Raw genomic sequence first — 13,997 nt, 5'->3', positions numbered from 1 at the left:
CTGGCCACAGGTGAGCAGGTCGGTGCGCCCCTGGCCAGCCGCTGCCACGTCAAGCTCGACACCAGCGGATGGCGGCCGCTGCGGCCGGCGCAACTGCGCGAGCTGGGGCTGACGCCCTGACTGGCCCTGTGCCGCCATGTGGAGGAGGCGTGGGCGGGGGTGGCCCGCGCACGGCGCGGACCACCACCAAGCTCACGGATCGGTCTGTGTGAGCAGGAGAACAAACGTGGGACTGCCCACGTACGTGCCCGAGTCAACGCGTGCGACTTCAGGCGTGGGCGGGTTCGACTCCGAACCACCGCTGCAAGGCTGCCCGGAGTGTTTCGATCTCCATGGGATCGGGCCGGGGTGATGCAGATGCCCAGGCCACATAGCAGTCCGGTCGAAGGAGCAGGGCGGTGGGCGCGGGGGTCTGGGAGCGCGCCGTGACGATATCGACCTGGTCGTGCCGTAGGGCAAGTGTCTCCGCCAGTGATGCTTCTTCGGTCAGGTCGAGCAGCAGAGGGCGTGCGGTTCTGGTCAGCTCGGCCAGCCGGACCGGCCCGGTCGGGGTGTGCAGCTCCATGTTCGGGGCGAACCGGCCGGTCAAAGGGTGCGGCTCGCGTTCGCCCATGTCGTAGCGGACGTCGGCGCCCGCGGTGAGTGCGGCCAGGCGCTGCACGGTGTCCGGGTCGCGGAGCAGTTCGGTGAACACCTCGCGCAGTCCGGTGACATCGCCGCCTGGGGCGATCAGGGCCGCCTGTGCCTGCGCGTTCAGCACCATGCGCTGGGCGGCCGATCGCCGCTCTGTCTCGTAACTGTTCAGCAGTCCGGACGGGGCGCTTCCCCGGATCTCGGCGGCGAGTTTCCAGCCGAGATTGACCGCGTCCTGCAGGCCGAGGTTGAGCCCTGGACCGCCTCCCGTGGCGGCGTACACGTGCGCGGCGTCACCGATCAGGAACACTCGGCCGTCGGCGAACCGTTCGGCGATTCGGGTGTTGCCGCCGGTCAGCCGGCGCAGCACGTGCGGCCCTGCGCCGTCGGGCGGACCGAGCGGCACGTCGACGCCGAGCACGCGGCGGATGCTCGCCCGCAACTCGTCGAGGCTCATTGGAGCGTCGGTCTCAGGCCGGTCCCACTCTGTGGTGCTGACCAGCGGTGGGTGGCCGGGCATCGGCGCGTAGGAGAACCCTCCGTGTTCGGTGCGGTGGGGCAGGAACGGCAGAACAGCGCCGTGGCCGGGCACGTTCAGCGCACCGGTCGCGGGATCGACCCAGTCCGCCGGGACCGTCGCGTGCGCTGAGCAGACGGTCATCCGGTCGTAGGTGATGCCGGGGAATGTGATGCCGGAGAGCTTGCGCGTGGTGCTGTGTGCGCCATCCGCGCCGACGAGGTACCGCGCCCGCAATTGGTAGGTCTCGCCCGGGCTCGCGACGTCGATGGTCACCGCGTCGTCGTCCTGCGACAGGCCGACGACCTCGTGTCCTCGCCGGATTTCCACGCCAAGTTCGATGGCGCGCTCCTGCAGGACCTGCACTATGCGTCGCTGCGGCACCGGCAGGGCATAGACGGGGCTGTCCTGCAGCAGGCTCAGGTCCAGGCCCATCGCGCCGAACATGAAGTATCCGGAGTTCGGCTGCGGAGGTTGTGGGCTGCCACTGAGACGTTCATGCAGCCCCCGGTGGTCGAGCATTTTCACCACCTGGCCGAGCAATCCGTTCGCTTTCGGTTCCTCGCTGGGCTCAACCAGCCGCTCCAGCACGACCGGCCGGGCCCCTGCCAGGCTCAGTTCGCAGGCCAGCATCAGCCCGTTCGGGCCGCCGCCGGCGATGACGACATCTGTGATCACGTGTTCTCCTTGATTCTTACGGAAGGGGGCGGGACGGATGGAGCGCTGAAGCGCAGGGCCGTGGGCGGTACCGGTGCGGCTCGCTCCGGGTTGCGGTCTTTGGGACGTGGTCAGCCGCGGTAGTACTCGGCGAGGGTGGTGAAGGCGGCCTTGGGTTCCCAGGGCATGTCGGGGTAGGCGGCTCCGAGCCGGTCCTCGTAGACCTTGACGATGCCGTAACTGGCCAGGTCCAGGTCGTCGCGGGGTGCGCCGTCGGGGCGGTGCACATGGTCGTACAGCGCGAAGGTGAACACGAACGTGCTGTCGACGCCGCCGGCGTCGAATGCCTCCAGCAGCTCACGCACATGCCTGGCCTGCCCGTCCTCGTCCCGGGCGTACTCACCGTTCAACCGGACAGGGCCGTCTTCGTCGTACTCGACGATCTCCAGACCGAGAGCGCCCCTGTCGCCGGCACCCTGGTAGCAGGCCGCGCCGAACTCGGTGATCGCGACCGGCTTGCCCTGCGCGACCAGGCCACGGACGCCTTCGGCGAAACGGTCGGCGATCTCGGCCGACCGATACAGATCCACGGACATGATGTCGAAGAGTGCCCAGTCGACGCGCTCAAGCGGCACGGAGGCGTAGGTCACCCTGCCGCCGAAGCGCTCGCGGACCAGTGCCACGGCTGTGCCGAGGAATTCGTTGACCCGTGCGCTGACCTCGCCGATCTGCTCCCGCACGCGATCCGGCTGGCGCAGCAACGCGACCCGCTCGTCGGTGCTGTCGCCGGGCAGGAAGCCCGGATTCATCAGGCTCAGCTCGGCACCGGTGACGAACACCACCTCGGCTCCCCGCCGCCTCAGCCGCTCCGCGCGTTCGGCACAGTCGGCGAACAGCGACAACATCTCATCGGCGGTCAGTTCGAGGGGATAGGGGGAGAACCAGACCTCCAGGCCCAGCTCGGCGGCGTGGGCCGCCGCCAGCTCGATCCGATCGGCGTCACCGCCCATGACACGGACCGCGGTGCAGTGCAGGTCGTCGCGGATGATGCGCAACTCGCGCCTGACCGCGTCCGGGTCGAAGTGCTTCCGGGAGATCGCTCCGTTCTTGACGAAGCCGGTGTCGTAGCTGATGCCCTTGGCCCTCATCGTTCTGGTCCTTCCTGACGGAGTGAGGCCGCCAGGCTAGGCCAAAAAAGTGCGTGCACGCAAATTTGCGCGCACGCACTCACGTTATGCTGACACGGTGACGACACGACGAACGGGGTTGCGCGAGCAGAAGAAGCAGGCCACCCGAGAGGCATTGAGCGCGGCGGCACTGCGGCTGGCTCTTGAGCGTGGACCGGACAACGTGCGCGTCGATGACATCGCCGAGGCCGCCGGCGTCTCGCCGAGGACGTACAACAACTACTTCTCCAGCCGGGAGCAGGCGATCGTCGCCGCCGTCACCAGCGAACGGGAAGCGCGGGTCGCGGCGGCAGTGGCCGACCGGCCCGATGGCGTCGGCCTCGCGGACGCCGTCGTCGAGGCGATCGTGGATCAGTACACCGCCCCAGGCGAGCCCGGCCGGGACGCGCTGCTGCTGATCACCACCCGCCCCGCGCTGCGCGACGCGTTCATCGAAACCACCACCGCGATCGAACATCCCCTCACCGACGCGATCGCCGAACGCCTCGGCGACACCGACCCGCACACCGCCCGTGTGCTCGCCGCGAGCGTGGCCGCCGCCGTTCGCGTGGCGCTCCAGCAGTGGCTGCAGACGACTGCCGCGTCCTCCACAACCAGCGGGCTCGTCGTGCCGTCCAGCTCGCTCCCGGATCTCCTTCGCACCACGCTCGCACCCCTCACACCCGCACTCGACGCCGCCGAGCAACGAGCACTCCGCCACCGGCATCCGTGAACTCCCCGCCGCAAGAGCCCTCCGCTCCCGAACCCCAGCTGTCGGGTAGCCGGGTGAGAGATCGCGATCGCGGCTCGTGGCCGTTGCGGACGGGTGGATGTGGTGTTCATCAACACTCTGCTCGTCCAGTCCGTCCTCACCGACCCTGCCTGGCAGCAGAAGCTGGCCGACGCCGACAAGCGGGGCCTGTCGCCGCTGTTCTGTCCAACGCCAACCTCTACGGCAACATGGGCCGCCGCCTCGACCTCGGACTCGCCTACGCGCAGTTCGCGTAGTGGCCACGAGCGAACCTCAGCAGGGCAGCGACTACGGAGATCCGGTCCGCCTCAGGGGCAGCCAGGATCAGACCGTCTACCGTGACCGGGACCAGCCGGGCCGCCACGCCGGATTCGCCCTGCAGCCGCACGAGCCCGTTTGGAGTCGTGATCACGTGGCTGGGAAAGGATTGGACGGGATGATCCTCGGGCTTGTAGCTTGCAGTTGATCGTGACGCCGCCCGAGGAGGTGAGACCCATGAACGCTGTATCGATGTGGGTGCTCCCCCTTCCCGTCACGGTCGGGCGATTGAGGTAGGTGTCGCCGGGAGCGCCTCGCCAACAAGGCACTCCCGAAAGGCAACACCTATGCACTCTTCGCAATTCACCGCCGAGCTGTCGTCGAACGACAGGGTCGAGCGTGACTCCACGGTGGGCGAGGTACCCGGAGTCCTCTGGTCGCCGGCCTCCGGCGCCGATCGCGCGCCCCTCATGTTCGATGTGATCATTGCCGGGTGCGGGCCGACCGGTGCGATGCTGGCCGCCGAGCTGCGGCTGCACGATGTGCGGGTACTCGTTCTGGAGAAGGAAACCGAGCCCGCGTCGTTCGTCCGCATCGTCGGTCTGCATATTCGCAGTCTCGAGCTGATGGCGATGCGCGGACTGCTGGAGCGCATTCTCCAGCATGGAAGACAGCGTCCGGCCGGTGGCTTCTTCGCCGCCATCAACAAACCCGCGCCCGAGGGCCTGGATTCCGCGTACGCCTATCTGCTGGGTATCCCGCAGCCGGTCATCGAACGTCTGCTTGAAGAACACGCGATCGAACTGGGTGCGCAGGTCCGGCGCGGTTGTGCGGTGGCCGGTTTCGAGCAGGACGACGAGGGGGTGACCGTCGAGCTGGCCGACGGGGAACAGCTGCGTTCGCGCTTTCTCGTCGGCTGTGACGGCGGGCGCAGTACGGTGCGCAAACTGCTCGGTGTCGGCTTCCCCGGCGAGCCCTCGCGGACCGACACGCTGATGGGCGAGATGGGAGTGGGTGTGCCGCAGGAGGAGATCGCCGCCAAGGTGACCGAAATCCGCGAGACCCATCAGCGATTGTGGCTCCGGCCCTTCGGCGAAGGGGTCTACAGCGTCGTAGTCCCCGCCGCGGGAGTCGGCGATCGCGCGGAACCGCCCACCCTCGAGGATTTCAAACAACAGTTGCGCACCATCGCCGGAACCGATTTCGGCGTGCACTCCCCGCGCTGGATGTCCCGCTTCGGGGATGCCACCCGGCTGGCCGAACGGTATCGGGTCGGGCGGGTGCTACTGGCCGGCGATGCGGCACACATCCATCCACCCATCGGCGGACAGGGCCTCAATCTGGGCGTTCAGGACGCATTCAACCTCGGCTGGAAACTGGCCGCACAGATCCGCGGCTGGGCCCCGGAAACACTGCTGGACACCTACCAGGCCGAACGTCATCCGGTCGCCGAGGACGTGCTGGACAACACCCGCGCCCAGATGGAACTGCTGTCCACCGAACCGGGCCCGCAGGCCGTACGCAGGCTGCTCACCGAACTGATGGACTTCGACGAGGTGAACCGCCATCTGATCGAGAAGATCACCGCGATCGGCATCCGCTACGACTTCGGCGAAGGCCCCGACCTGCTCGGCCGCCGCCTGCCCGACATCGACGTGAAACAGGGCCACCTCTACGGTCTGCTGCACCGCGGCCGCGGCCTGCTGCTGGACCGCACCGAACGCCTGACCGTCGGCGGCTGGTCAGACCGGGTCGATTACCTTGCGGATCGCACTGCGGAACTGGATGTCCCGTGCGTCCTGCTACGCCCCGACGGCCACGTCGCCTGGATCGGCGACGATCAGCAGGACCTGGACGACCACCTCTCCCGCTGGTTCGGCAAGCCCGCCAACTGATGTCGCCTGAGCAACCGAAAAGGTCCGTGAGAAGGATCGGAACGGCCAGCAGCGACTGACCATCGGAAGGCTGAAGGCAGCATCTACCGCGGTGCTCTGGCGCCAGGGTCGGCCTGCGAGGAGGGTAAGCCTCCGAGTGACGACCGGAAGACGGCGGCAGAGCACCGCGGGGTGCATCAAGCGGCGGCCGGCCCCACTGTGGTCACGCCTGAACTGCTGCGGGCGGCCCGGGACCTGCTGCCCAACCCCGAACACTCCATCACCTCGATCGCGCGCCTGCTCGGCGTGAGCCCCGGCACGCTCTCCAACCACATCCCGGACCTGCGCGAGCTGCGAGCCAGCCGACCGCAGACCAAGTACGCCGGAAAGGGCTAATAGGGCTCGTGACTGTTGCTTATTCGGCATGGCCCGTCAGGCGAGCCCGGCGGAGGGGCGCGTGATCCAATGTCCGATAAGTCACTGGATCTCCGGCATATGATCATGCGCATATGAGCGACATCACCGAACCCCCGATCGCCCGGGTGGACGTCGTGCGCGAGACCCTCCACGGCATCACACTCGAGGACCCCTACCGGTGGATGGAAACCGAAGGTGAGGAGTTCCAGCACTGGCTGGACGGCCAGGCCAGGCACGCCCGCGAGCACCTGGACGCCCTGCCGCACCGCGCCGGCCTGCTGACCCGGATGCGCGAACTGGGCAGCGCGCTCACGCAGTACTTCGGCCTCGCGATGGCAGCCGACAAGGCCTTCGCCCTGGTGCGCGAGCCGGACGCCCGCGTGCCGGTGCTGACGGTGACCGAGGCCGACGGAGCGAGCAGGGTCCTGTTCGACCCCGGCACGGTGCCCGGCGACGGGCACCACGCCATCGACTGGTACGTGCCCTCCCCCGACGGCCGCCACGTCGCCTGCGCCGTCTCCGACTCCGGGTCGGAAGACAGCTCCATCCACGTGATCGACGCCGACTCCGGAGTCCTCCGGGAGACGATCCCACCCACGACGCGTTTCGCCTTCCTGAGCTGGCTGGAGGACAGCCGGTCGTTCGTCTATCACCGCTACGCAGAGCAGAACCGCTTGGACAGCCGCTCCTTCCTGCATCACCTGGGCGCCGACCCGGCGCAGGACACGGTGGTGCTGGCCCGCGGCCTCAACCCCCACATCGAGTTGACCCCGCAGGACCGGCCTTTCCTGGTGGTGCCGCCGCACGGCGAGTGGATGCTGGCGATCGTCTCCCACGGCGCGCTCAGCCCCTGGCCCTGGACCAGCGAGCAGCTGAGCGACTGCACGATATACGTGGCGCCGCGCGCCGGGCTGGCCGACCCGGCCACCTGCCCGTGGCGGAAGGTCGCGGGCGCAGCCGACGGCGTGACCACCTTCACCACCAGCCACGACACCCTCTACCTGGTCTCCCACCGGGACGCGCCGCGCTCCCGCGTGCTGGCCGTTCCGCTTGCCGCACCCGATCTGTCCCGAGCCCGGGTGGTCGTGCCCGCGGGTGAGCGGGCGGTGGAGTCGGTGCGGGTGGTGGGCGACCGGCTGCTGGTGCGCGATCTCGACGGTGGCGTCAGCCGGATACGGCACGTACCCCTGTCCGGCGGCGAGCCCGCCGACCTCCCGATGCCGGTGGACGGCACCATCCTGGAGTGGACCACCCACCCGACGCGGACCGAAGTCCTGCTGCTGGTGGCCGGCTGGACCGACGCGCCGCGGCTCTACCGCTACGACGGCCAGTCCCTCCAGGACACCGGGCTGGCGCCCCGCTCACCGGTGGACTTCGGCGACGTGCACGTCCGTACTCTGCACGTGCCCGCGAGGGACGGGACGCCGATCCCGCTCACGGTCATCCATCACAAGGACCTGGAGCTGGACGGCGACAACCCGGCCGTGCTCACCGGCTACGGCTCCCACGGGTTCATCGACTGGCCGGAGTTCCGTCCCGAGATGCTCGCCTGGTACGAGCGTGGCGGCGTCTACGCCGTCGCGCACCTGCGCGGCGGCGGCGCCTACGGCCGGGAGTGGCACGAGGCCGGGCGCGGCGAGCGCAAGGAGGCCACCATCACGGACTTCATCGACTGCGCCGAGCATCTCATCGCCCTCGGCTACACCCGCCCGGGGCGGCTGGCTGCCGAGGGCGCCAGCAGCGGCGGCATCCCCACCGGCGGCGCGCTGGTGCGCCGCCCCGATCTGTGGGCGGCCATGGCGATGCACGTGCCGACGGTGAACGCCACGCGCAACGAGTTCACCGAGAGCGGGCCGATCAACGTGCCCGAGTTCGGCAGCGTCGCCACAGAGGAGGGCCTGCGTGCCCTGCTGATCATCGACACCTACCTGCGGGTCCGGGACGGCGTGCCGTACCCGGCGGTGCTGCTGACCGCCGGCCTGCGCGACGCGCGGGTGCCGCCGTGGCAGCCGGCGAAGCTGGCTGCTCGCCTGCAGGCGGCCACGGCCTCCGGCCGGCCGGTGCTGATGCGCGTCGAGGAGCACGGCTGGCATGGCGCCGGCTCGACCAGAGACCAGGAGCAGGCACTGCTCGCCGATGTGCTGGCCTTCGTCCTGCACGCGTCCGACGGGTCATGATGACGACAGACATGCCGGGTACGGCACACGCACGCGCCCTCAGCCACGTCGCGGCCCGGTTGATCCCGGCCTGCGTGTGACGCTCAACTTCCATCCCGACCGCCCGGTGGGCGAGCTGGCGGTCCTCGACAGGCCGGCAAGGACCGCGTCTACCTGTCCCAGTTCGTCACCGGGACCGGCCACGGGGGCCTGACCGCCCGTCCCGGCGGGGACAGGTGGCGCTGGAAGAGCCGCATCTTCGCGCGGGCGCCTACGACGAGGCGCCCGCGCGACAAGGTGGAGCAAGCCGTCACCGCGTGGGTGGCGGCGCGCCGTCACGACGTCGTCTACCGCGGCAAAGCCGTCAAAGGGTCGTGGTGGCGGGTGCTCGGGCGGCGGCCGGGCGGTGACGAGGGCCAGGAGGACCAGGAGCTGCGTTCAGGCGACGCCGGACAGGTCCAGACGCTTGTCCATGTCGAGGTGGAAGCGGCCGTAGGGGTTGATGTGCGACCAGAACAGCGGCGATAGGCCGCGCCGGTCCTCTGCCGTGAGCCGCTCGGCCCAGGCCGGGTCGGCCGGCACCGCCTGCAGCAGCAGGGTGTTGACGTAGACCAGGCAGGACTGCAGCAGGTGCGGCGCCAGCATGCAGACCTCGGCGTGCTCGCGGTCGGGGCCGGTGAGCACGCCGGCGGCATCGGTGATCGCCTCGGTCCAGGCCTTGGGCACATGCGTCGGCGCTGGTAGAGAGGTAGGTACTCGCGGATCTTGCGGCCGCTGGTCGCCGAGCGAGATGCCCAGCGTCGGGAACTGCTTGGCGATCTCCGGCGCGGTGAGAGGGCCCGGCGCTGTGAGCTGTGTGACCAGGCGTTCGCGAGGGTGAAATCGAGATCCGGTCGGTGGTGCTCGAGCCCGCCGAGTACGCCGGGTGCTGCGTCAGGAACGCGAGGACTACCTGCGGACGCAGATCGCGCACCGATTAGGTTTCCGCGCCGCGCCCGTCTGTACGTGTGAGATCGACTCACAGGAGGCTGGCAGGATGCGGAAACTGATCTTCGGCATGAACGTGACCCTGGACGGCTACATCGCCGCGACCGGCGACGACATCGGCTGGAGTGGGGGAGAGGGGCCGGACTCATCGCCGAGCGCCGAGCTGTTCCAGTGGTGGTATGACCAGATGCGGGTGAGCGATCTGTCGCTGTACGGGCGCAAGCTGTGGGAGGCGATGAGCTCCCACTGGCCGACCGGCGACCAGCGGCCCAACGCCACCCCGGCGGAGATCGCGTTCGCGCGCCTCTGGCGGGACATGCCGAAGGTGGTGTTCTCATCGACGATCGACAAGGTCGACTGGAACACCCGCCTGGTCACCGGCGACGCGGTCGCCGAGATCGCCCGGCTCAGGGCCGAGGACGGCGGCCCGATGGACATCGGCGGCGCGACGCTCGCCGGGGCGGCCATGCGGGCCGGGCTGATCGACGAGTACGCGCTGGTCACCTTGCCGGTCCTGGTGGGCGGCGGCACGCCGTTCTTCACCGCGCTGGACAGCTGGGTGAACCTGAAGCTGGTCGAGACGCGGACATTTCCCGGCGGCGTGGTGCTGACCCGATACGAGACGCGGCGATGAGGGAACCTTCTCCCGGCGCTTCCTTGCGTTCCGAGTGAGTTGTCGACCGACTCGCTGAAGATGAGGACGACGGCGTCGTTGATCGTGACGATGTTCTTCGGGCATGAAGATGCCCCGCCGGCAACGCCGGCGGGGCGGTGGTGTTCGCGTTGCCGCGTTCGTGTTCAGCTGGTCGGGGTGCTCATTCCGCGGTGACTTCGGTGACGCCGGCCCGTGCGCTGGACTCGTCGACGATGGGGACTTGCCTGATCACAGCGTCGCGGGCAGGCTCAGCCATGGTTTGTCGGTGGCGTCGAATCCGGTGAGCTCGGCGATCTTCCCGTCGACGATGTGCAGGACCGCGATGGTGAACAAACGGTATTCCGGGTCGTCGGGGGTGCGGAGGTACAGCGCGGCGGCAGGCATGCGGTTGACCGTCGTGGCGATGCAGCGCCAGTCGTCGTAGCCGCGATGGAAGAGCCCACTGGAGACCCAGCCGTCCACCGCGTCCTTGGCCGTGACGATCAAGGTGCCCGGATCGGGCAGCATCGCGAAGCGCAGGTCGTCGCGCAGCAGGGCCATCAGCCCGTCGAGGTCGTTGCGCTCATGGGCGTCGATGTACGACTTCACCACGCCGCGCTCGTCATCCGACAGCTCGTGCGTGACTGGGCGCCGCCAGTCGAGACGGCGGTCGGGCAGTTGCTCGCGCATCGTCACGCGCGCCCGCTGCAGTGCGCTGGTCACCGATGCGACGGTCAGATCGAGGGCGTCGGCGGCCTTCGACGCCGGCCAGCCGAGGACGTCGCGCACGATGAACACCGCCCGCTGCCGCGGCGGCAGGTGCTGGACAGCGACGATGAACGCCAGCTCGATCGTCTCCCGCGCCACCACCGATTCCTGCGGATCCTCCGGGAGCATCCGGTCCGGGTAGGGCTGCAGGTAGTGCACTTCCGAGCCCGCTCCCGGCAGCTCGGCAGGCACGGGTGTGCGGTCGTTGCGCTTGCCCAGGAAGTCGAGGCAGGCGTTCGTCGCAATCCGGTACAGCCAGGTCCGCAGCGCAGCGTGGCCCTTGAACGACTCCCGCTTGTTCCACACCCGCAGGAACGTCTCCTGCGTCATGTCCTGGGCGTCCTCGTAGTTCGCGAGCATCCGGTAGCAGTGCACCTGCAGCTCACGCCGGTAGCGCTCCGTGATGAGCGCGAACTGTGCTGCGTCATTCGAGCGGGCCGCCGCGATGAACGCGGCCTCGTCGTCGCCTGGCAGTCTGGCGTCGGTCATGGTCGTCAATCCTTCCGCGGGTGGCGAGGGGACACCAGAACAGACGACGTGACGGAGGATTTCTGAGCGGTGAAGCCGCTGACACCGGGCCGTTCGTCAGGCCGGATGGGTCGGGTCGGCACACCCTCGATGTCGAGGTGGGGGTCCCCGCATGTCGACGAGGTCGCGGCCCAACGCGTTGAGCACGCCGCCCCTTCCCTTCGGGAACTGCACTTCTCGCAAGTTTCGTCGCGACCATGGAACACAACAGATCTCATTTTCTGATTTATATTTTCTAGAAAATCAATAATGCTAAGCTGTTTCCGTGACAGCGGAGACAACAGTCGTGACGCCTTGTGTGCACTGTGGGGCGCCGATCGAGCAGCGCAAGGGGAGAGGCCGTCCCCGGGCGTACTGTGCGGGCACCGACTGCCAGGCGGCGGCCAAGCGTGAACGCGAGCTCCGCCGAGCCACCCCCGGTCTTGAGGGCGCGCTGGCCAGGGCCGAACAGTTGTACGAACGCATGGAGACGGGGCTGGCGGCCGCTATCGAACCGCTGGCGCGGGCGCTGGCCGAGGAGCTGAGCCCGGCGGGTGTGGAGGCGAAGCTGAGCGCCGTGCAGGCCGAGGCGCACACCAGGGTGGCCATCGCGCGGACCGAGCGAGAGCAGGCCTTCGAACAGGTACGGCTGGCCAGGGAAGCGGCCGAGCACGCACGCAAGCAGACCGCGGAGATGCGTCAGGTGGCCGAGGAAGCGCAGGCCGAGCGCGACACGGCGCTGGCCGACGCGGAGACCGCGCGCGAGCAGGCACTGGCCGCATTGCGGGAGGCGGCGACGACCGAACGCGTGGCCAGGCAGGCGGCGGCCGCGGCGGAACAGCGGGCGGAGCAGGCCGAGCAGGCGCGCGACCAGGCGGCCAGAGAACTGGCCGAGCGCGTAGAAGCGGCTGAGACGATGGTGCGCGAGGAGCAGACGCGGGCCACGGAGGCCCAGGAGGAAGCGCGGGCACAGGTCGAGACGGCCCGCGCTGAGGCGAAGGCCCAGGTCAAGAAGGTTCGGGAGGAAGCGAAGGCACAGGTCAGCGCGTCTCAGCAGGACGTGGAGCGGGCCGAGCTCGCCGTACGGCACGCGCAAGAAGAGGCGGAACGAGCGGTCACGACCGCACGGGCGGAACGTGACGCCGCCAGAGCAGACGCTGTCCAGGCCGCGAAGGCGCGGGAGCGAGCCGAGCGGGACGTCGCGGCAGCGCAGGCACGGGCCGCGGCGGCGGAGGCCGAACGTGATCGGATCGCCGAGCGTGTGGAGGCCGAGCGGCGGCGGGCGGTCGAGCGTGCCGAGGCCGCCGAGGCGCGCGCGGCTCAGGCGGGGGAGGCGAACGCCAGGCTGGCAGCCGAGGTCGAGGCGCGGATCCAGGCGGTGGAAAGGGAGCGTGGTCTGACGGTCGCAGCAGTCCGGAAAGAGCGGGAGGCGGCGGTCAAGGCGGCCGAGCGCGACCGCGACCTCGCGGTGGCGGCTGCGCAGCAGGGCGGCGCGCTGGCGGAGGAGCGGGATCAGCTACGGCTGGAACTCCGGCTCGAGCAGGCGCGGATCATGGACCTCCGTGCCGAGTTGGAGGCGGTGCGAGCGGAGGCAGCCCAACTGCGTGAACGGGCAGTGGCGGCAGAGCTCAGGCTTCGTTGACGGCCTCGGTGCTGGTGGAGTCGCGTAATCAACTGCCGTACTGGCCTTCGGGGAGGATCGGACCGGATTTTGGCGCTAGAGAGTCGATCTTGACGACGATTCAGTGACGACGGCTGTTTGTCCTGGTCGAGCGCCCTAGCGTGCCTGCTCATGCCTGTGGATTTCCTCTCAGATGAGCAAGTAGCCCGCTATCGCCGATTCCGGCCTGAGGTGTCGGTGGCCGAGCTCGAACAGTTTTTTCGGCTGGACGCCAAGGCGCTGCAGGCGCTGGCCGGTAGGCGCCGCCCGGCGACGAAGCTGGGGTGGGCGGTGCAGTGGGGCACCGTACGGATGCTTGGCACCTTCCTGGCCGAAGACCCACTGGATGTACCGGGACAGGTGCTGGAGTTCATCGCCGAGCAGCTCGGCATCGACTCCGCGTGCGCGCCGGAGTACCTGACCCGGCCGAAGACCGCCTACGAGCACGCCTGGGAGATCCGGGATCTGCTGGAGCTGTCGGAATTCTCCAAACGCGAGCAGGAGGTCCGCGACTACCTGGCGGCCCGGGTGTGGTCGACGATCGAGGGACCGCGGGCGCTGTTCGACCGCGCCGTGGTGCACATGCTGCGCGAAGGCATTCTGCTGCCCGCGGGGATCACCACGCTGACCCGGCTGATCAGCGAGGTACGCCGGGCCGAACACGCGCGGCTGTATCGCACGCTGGCCGAGCGCGCCGGCCCGCAGCTGCGGGCGCGGCTGGCCGAACTGCTGCAGGTGCCTGCCGATCGGCGGGTCTCGGAGCTGGAGCGGCTGCGCACCGCGCCGACGCGCGCCTCGGGCCGGGTGATGGTGGCGGAGTTGCATCGGGTGGCCGAGATCGGCGGGCTGGGGGCCGGGGCGGTGGTCACCGAGCCGGTGCCGGCGGTGAAGCTGACCGCGCTGGCCCGTTACGGGTGCCACCGGAATACGGCAGAAACGGGCCGCGGCGAGTAACTCTGCAGATCAGCGTAAGCACGTGAGGCGTGTTGGCAGCCGCCTCTTCATACGCACC

At 69.3% G+C, this 13,997-nt stretch carries 11 protein-coding genes; 7 read left to right on the top strand and 4 right to left on the bottom strand.

Going from position 1 to position 13,997, the window contains the following annotated elements; all coding sequences use genetic code 11:
• Window positions 1–268: 268 nt before the first annotated feature.
• Window positions 269–1,828 carry an FAD-dependent oxidoreductase gene (locus tag ABZX22_RS14630; protein ID WP_354908569.1) on the bottom strand — a complete coding sequence of 520 codons (1,560 nt, stop codon included), beginning with the start codon at window positions 1,826–1,828 and terminating at the stop codon, window positions 269–271.
• 110 nt (window positions 1,829–1,938) lie between these two features.
• Window positions 1,939–2,955: a hypothetical protein gene (locus ABZX22_RS14625; protein WP_354908566.1), complete on the bottom strand. Its 1,017-nt coding sequence runs from the start codon at window positions 2,953–2,955 to the stop codon at window positions 1,939–1,941.
• A gap of 97 nt (window positions 2,956–3,052) precedes the next feature.
• On the opposite strand from ABZX22_RS14625, the gene ABZX22_RS14620 reads away from it, so the two are divergent.
• The 4 genes from ABZX22_RS14620 (at window position 3,053) to ABZX22_RS14605 (ending at window position 8,450) form a co-directional block, all read left to right on the top strand.
• On the top strand, window positions 3,053–3,706 hold the full coding sequence (locus ABZX22_RS14620) for a helix-turn-helix domain-containing protein (protein ID WP_354908563.1): 654 nt from the start codon (window positions 3,053–3,055) through the stop codon (window positions 3,704–3,706).
• 746 nt (window positions 3,707–4,452) lie between these two features.
• Window positions 4,453–5,877, top strand: coding sequence for a rifampin monooxygenase (rox, locus tag ABZX22_RS14615; RefSeq protein WP_354908882.1), 1,425 nt, complete (start codon window positions 4,453–4,455; stop codon window positions 5,875–5,877).
• A gap of 171 nt (window positions 5,878–6,048) precedes the next feature.
• A complete protein-coding gene (locus ABZX22_RS14610) occupies window positions 6,049–6,252 on the top strand; it encodes an ArsR family transcriptional regulator (protein WP_354908560.1) in 204 nt (67 codons plus the stop codon).
• A gap of 113 nt (window positions 6,253–6,365) precedes the next feature.
• Complete coding sequence (locus ABZX22_RS14605; RefSeq protein WP_354908559.1) at window positions 6,366–8,450, top strand: prolyl oligopeptidase family serine peptidase; 2,085 nt, start codon at window positions 6,366–6,368, stop codon at window positions 8,448–8,450.
• 417 nt (window positions 8,451–8,867) lie between these two features.
• Here the strand turns inward: ABZX22_RS14605 and ABZX22_RS14600 are convergent, their stop codons facing one another.
• Window positions 8,868–9,155, bottom strand: a complete 288-nt coding sequence (locus ABZX22_RS14600) for a Tn3 family transposase (RefSeq protein ID WP_354908557.1) — start codon at window positions 9,153–9,155, stop codon at window positions 8,868–8,870.
• A 310-nt stretch (window positions 9,156–9,465) separates the two neighbouring features.
• Between ABZX22_RS14600 and ABZX22_RS14595 the strand changes: the two genes are divergently transcribed.
• Window positions 9,466–10,050 (top strand): dihydrofolate reductase family protein, encoded by a 585-nt coding sequence (locus ABZX22_RS14595; protein WP_354908555.1) that lies wholly within the window; start codon window positions 9,466–9,468, stop codon window positions 10,048–10,050.
• Window positions 10,051–10,299: 249 nt separating this feature from the next.
• On the opposite strand, the gene ABZX22_RS14590 is transcribed toward ABZX22_RS14595, so the two are convergent.
• Window positions 10,300–11,307: an RNA polymerase subunit sigma-70 gene (locus tag ABZX22_RS14590; protein WP_354908552.1), complete on the bottom strand. Its 1,008-nt coding sequence runs from the start codon at window positions 11,305–11,307 to the stop codon at window positions 10,300–10,302.
• Window positions 11,308–11,611: 304 nt separating this feature from the next.
• Between ABZX22_RS14590 and ABZX22_RS14585 the strand changes: the two genes are divergently transcribed.
• Window positions 11,612–12,967, top strand: a complete 1,356-nt coding sequence (locus ABZX22_RS14585) for a hypothetical protein (protein WP_354908549.1) — start codon at window positions 11,612–11,614, stop codon at window positions 12,965–12,967.
• Window positions 12,968–13,117: 150 nt separating this feature from the next.
• Window positions 13,118–13,939, top strand: a complete 822-nt coding sequence (locus tag ABZX22_RS14580; protein ID WP_354908547.1) for a DUF4158 domain-containing protein — start codon at window positions 13,118–13,120, stop codon at window positions 13,937–13,939.
• Window positions 13,940–13,997: the final 58 nt, after the last annotated feature.

The organism is Nonomuraea sp. NPDC003804 (genome assembly GCF_040610675.1).
Taxonomy (GTDB): Bacteria; Actinomycetota; Actinomycetes; order Streptosporangiales; family Streptosporangiaceae; genus Nonomuraea.
This window is presented reverse-complemented; position numbering and strand designations above follow the sequence as displayed.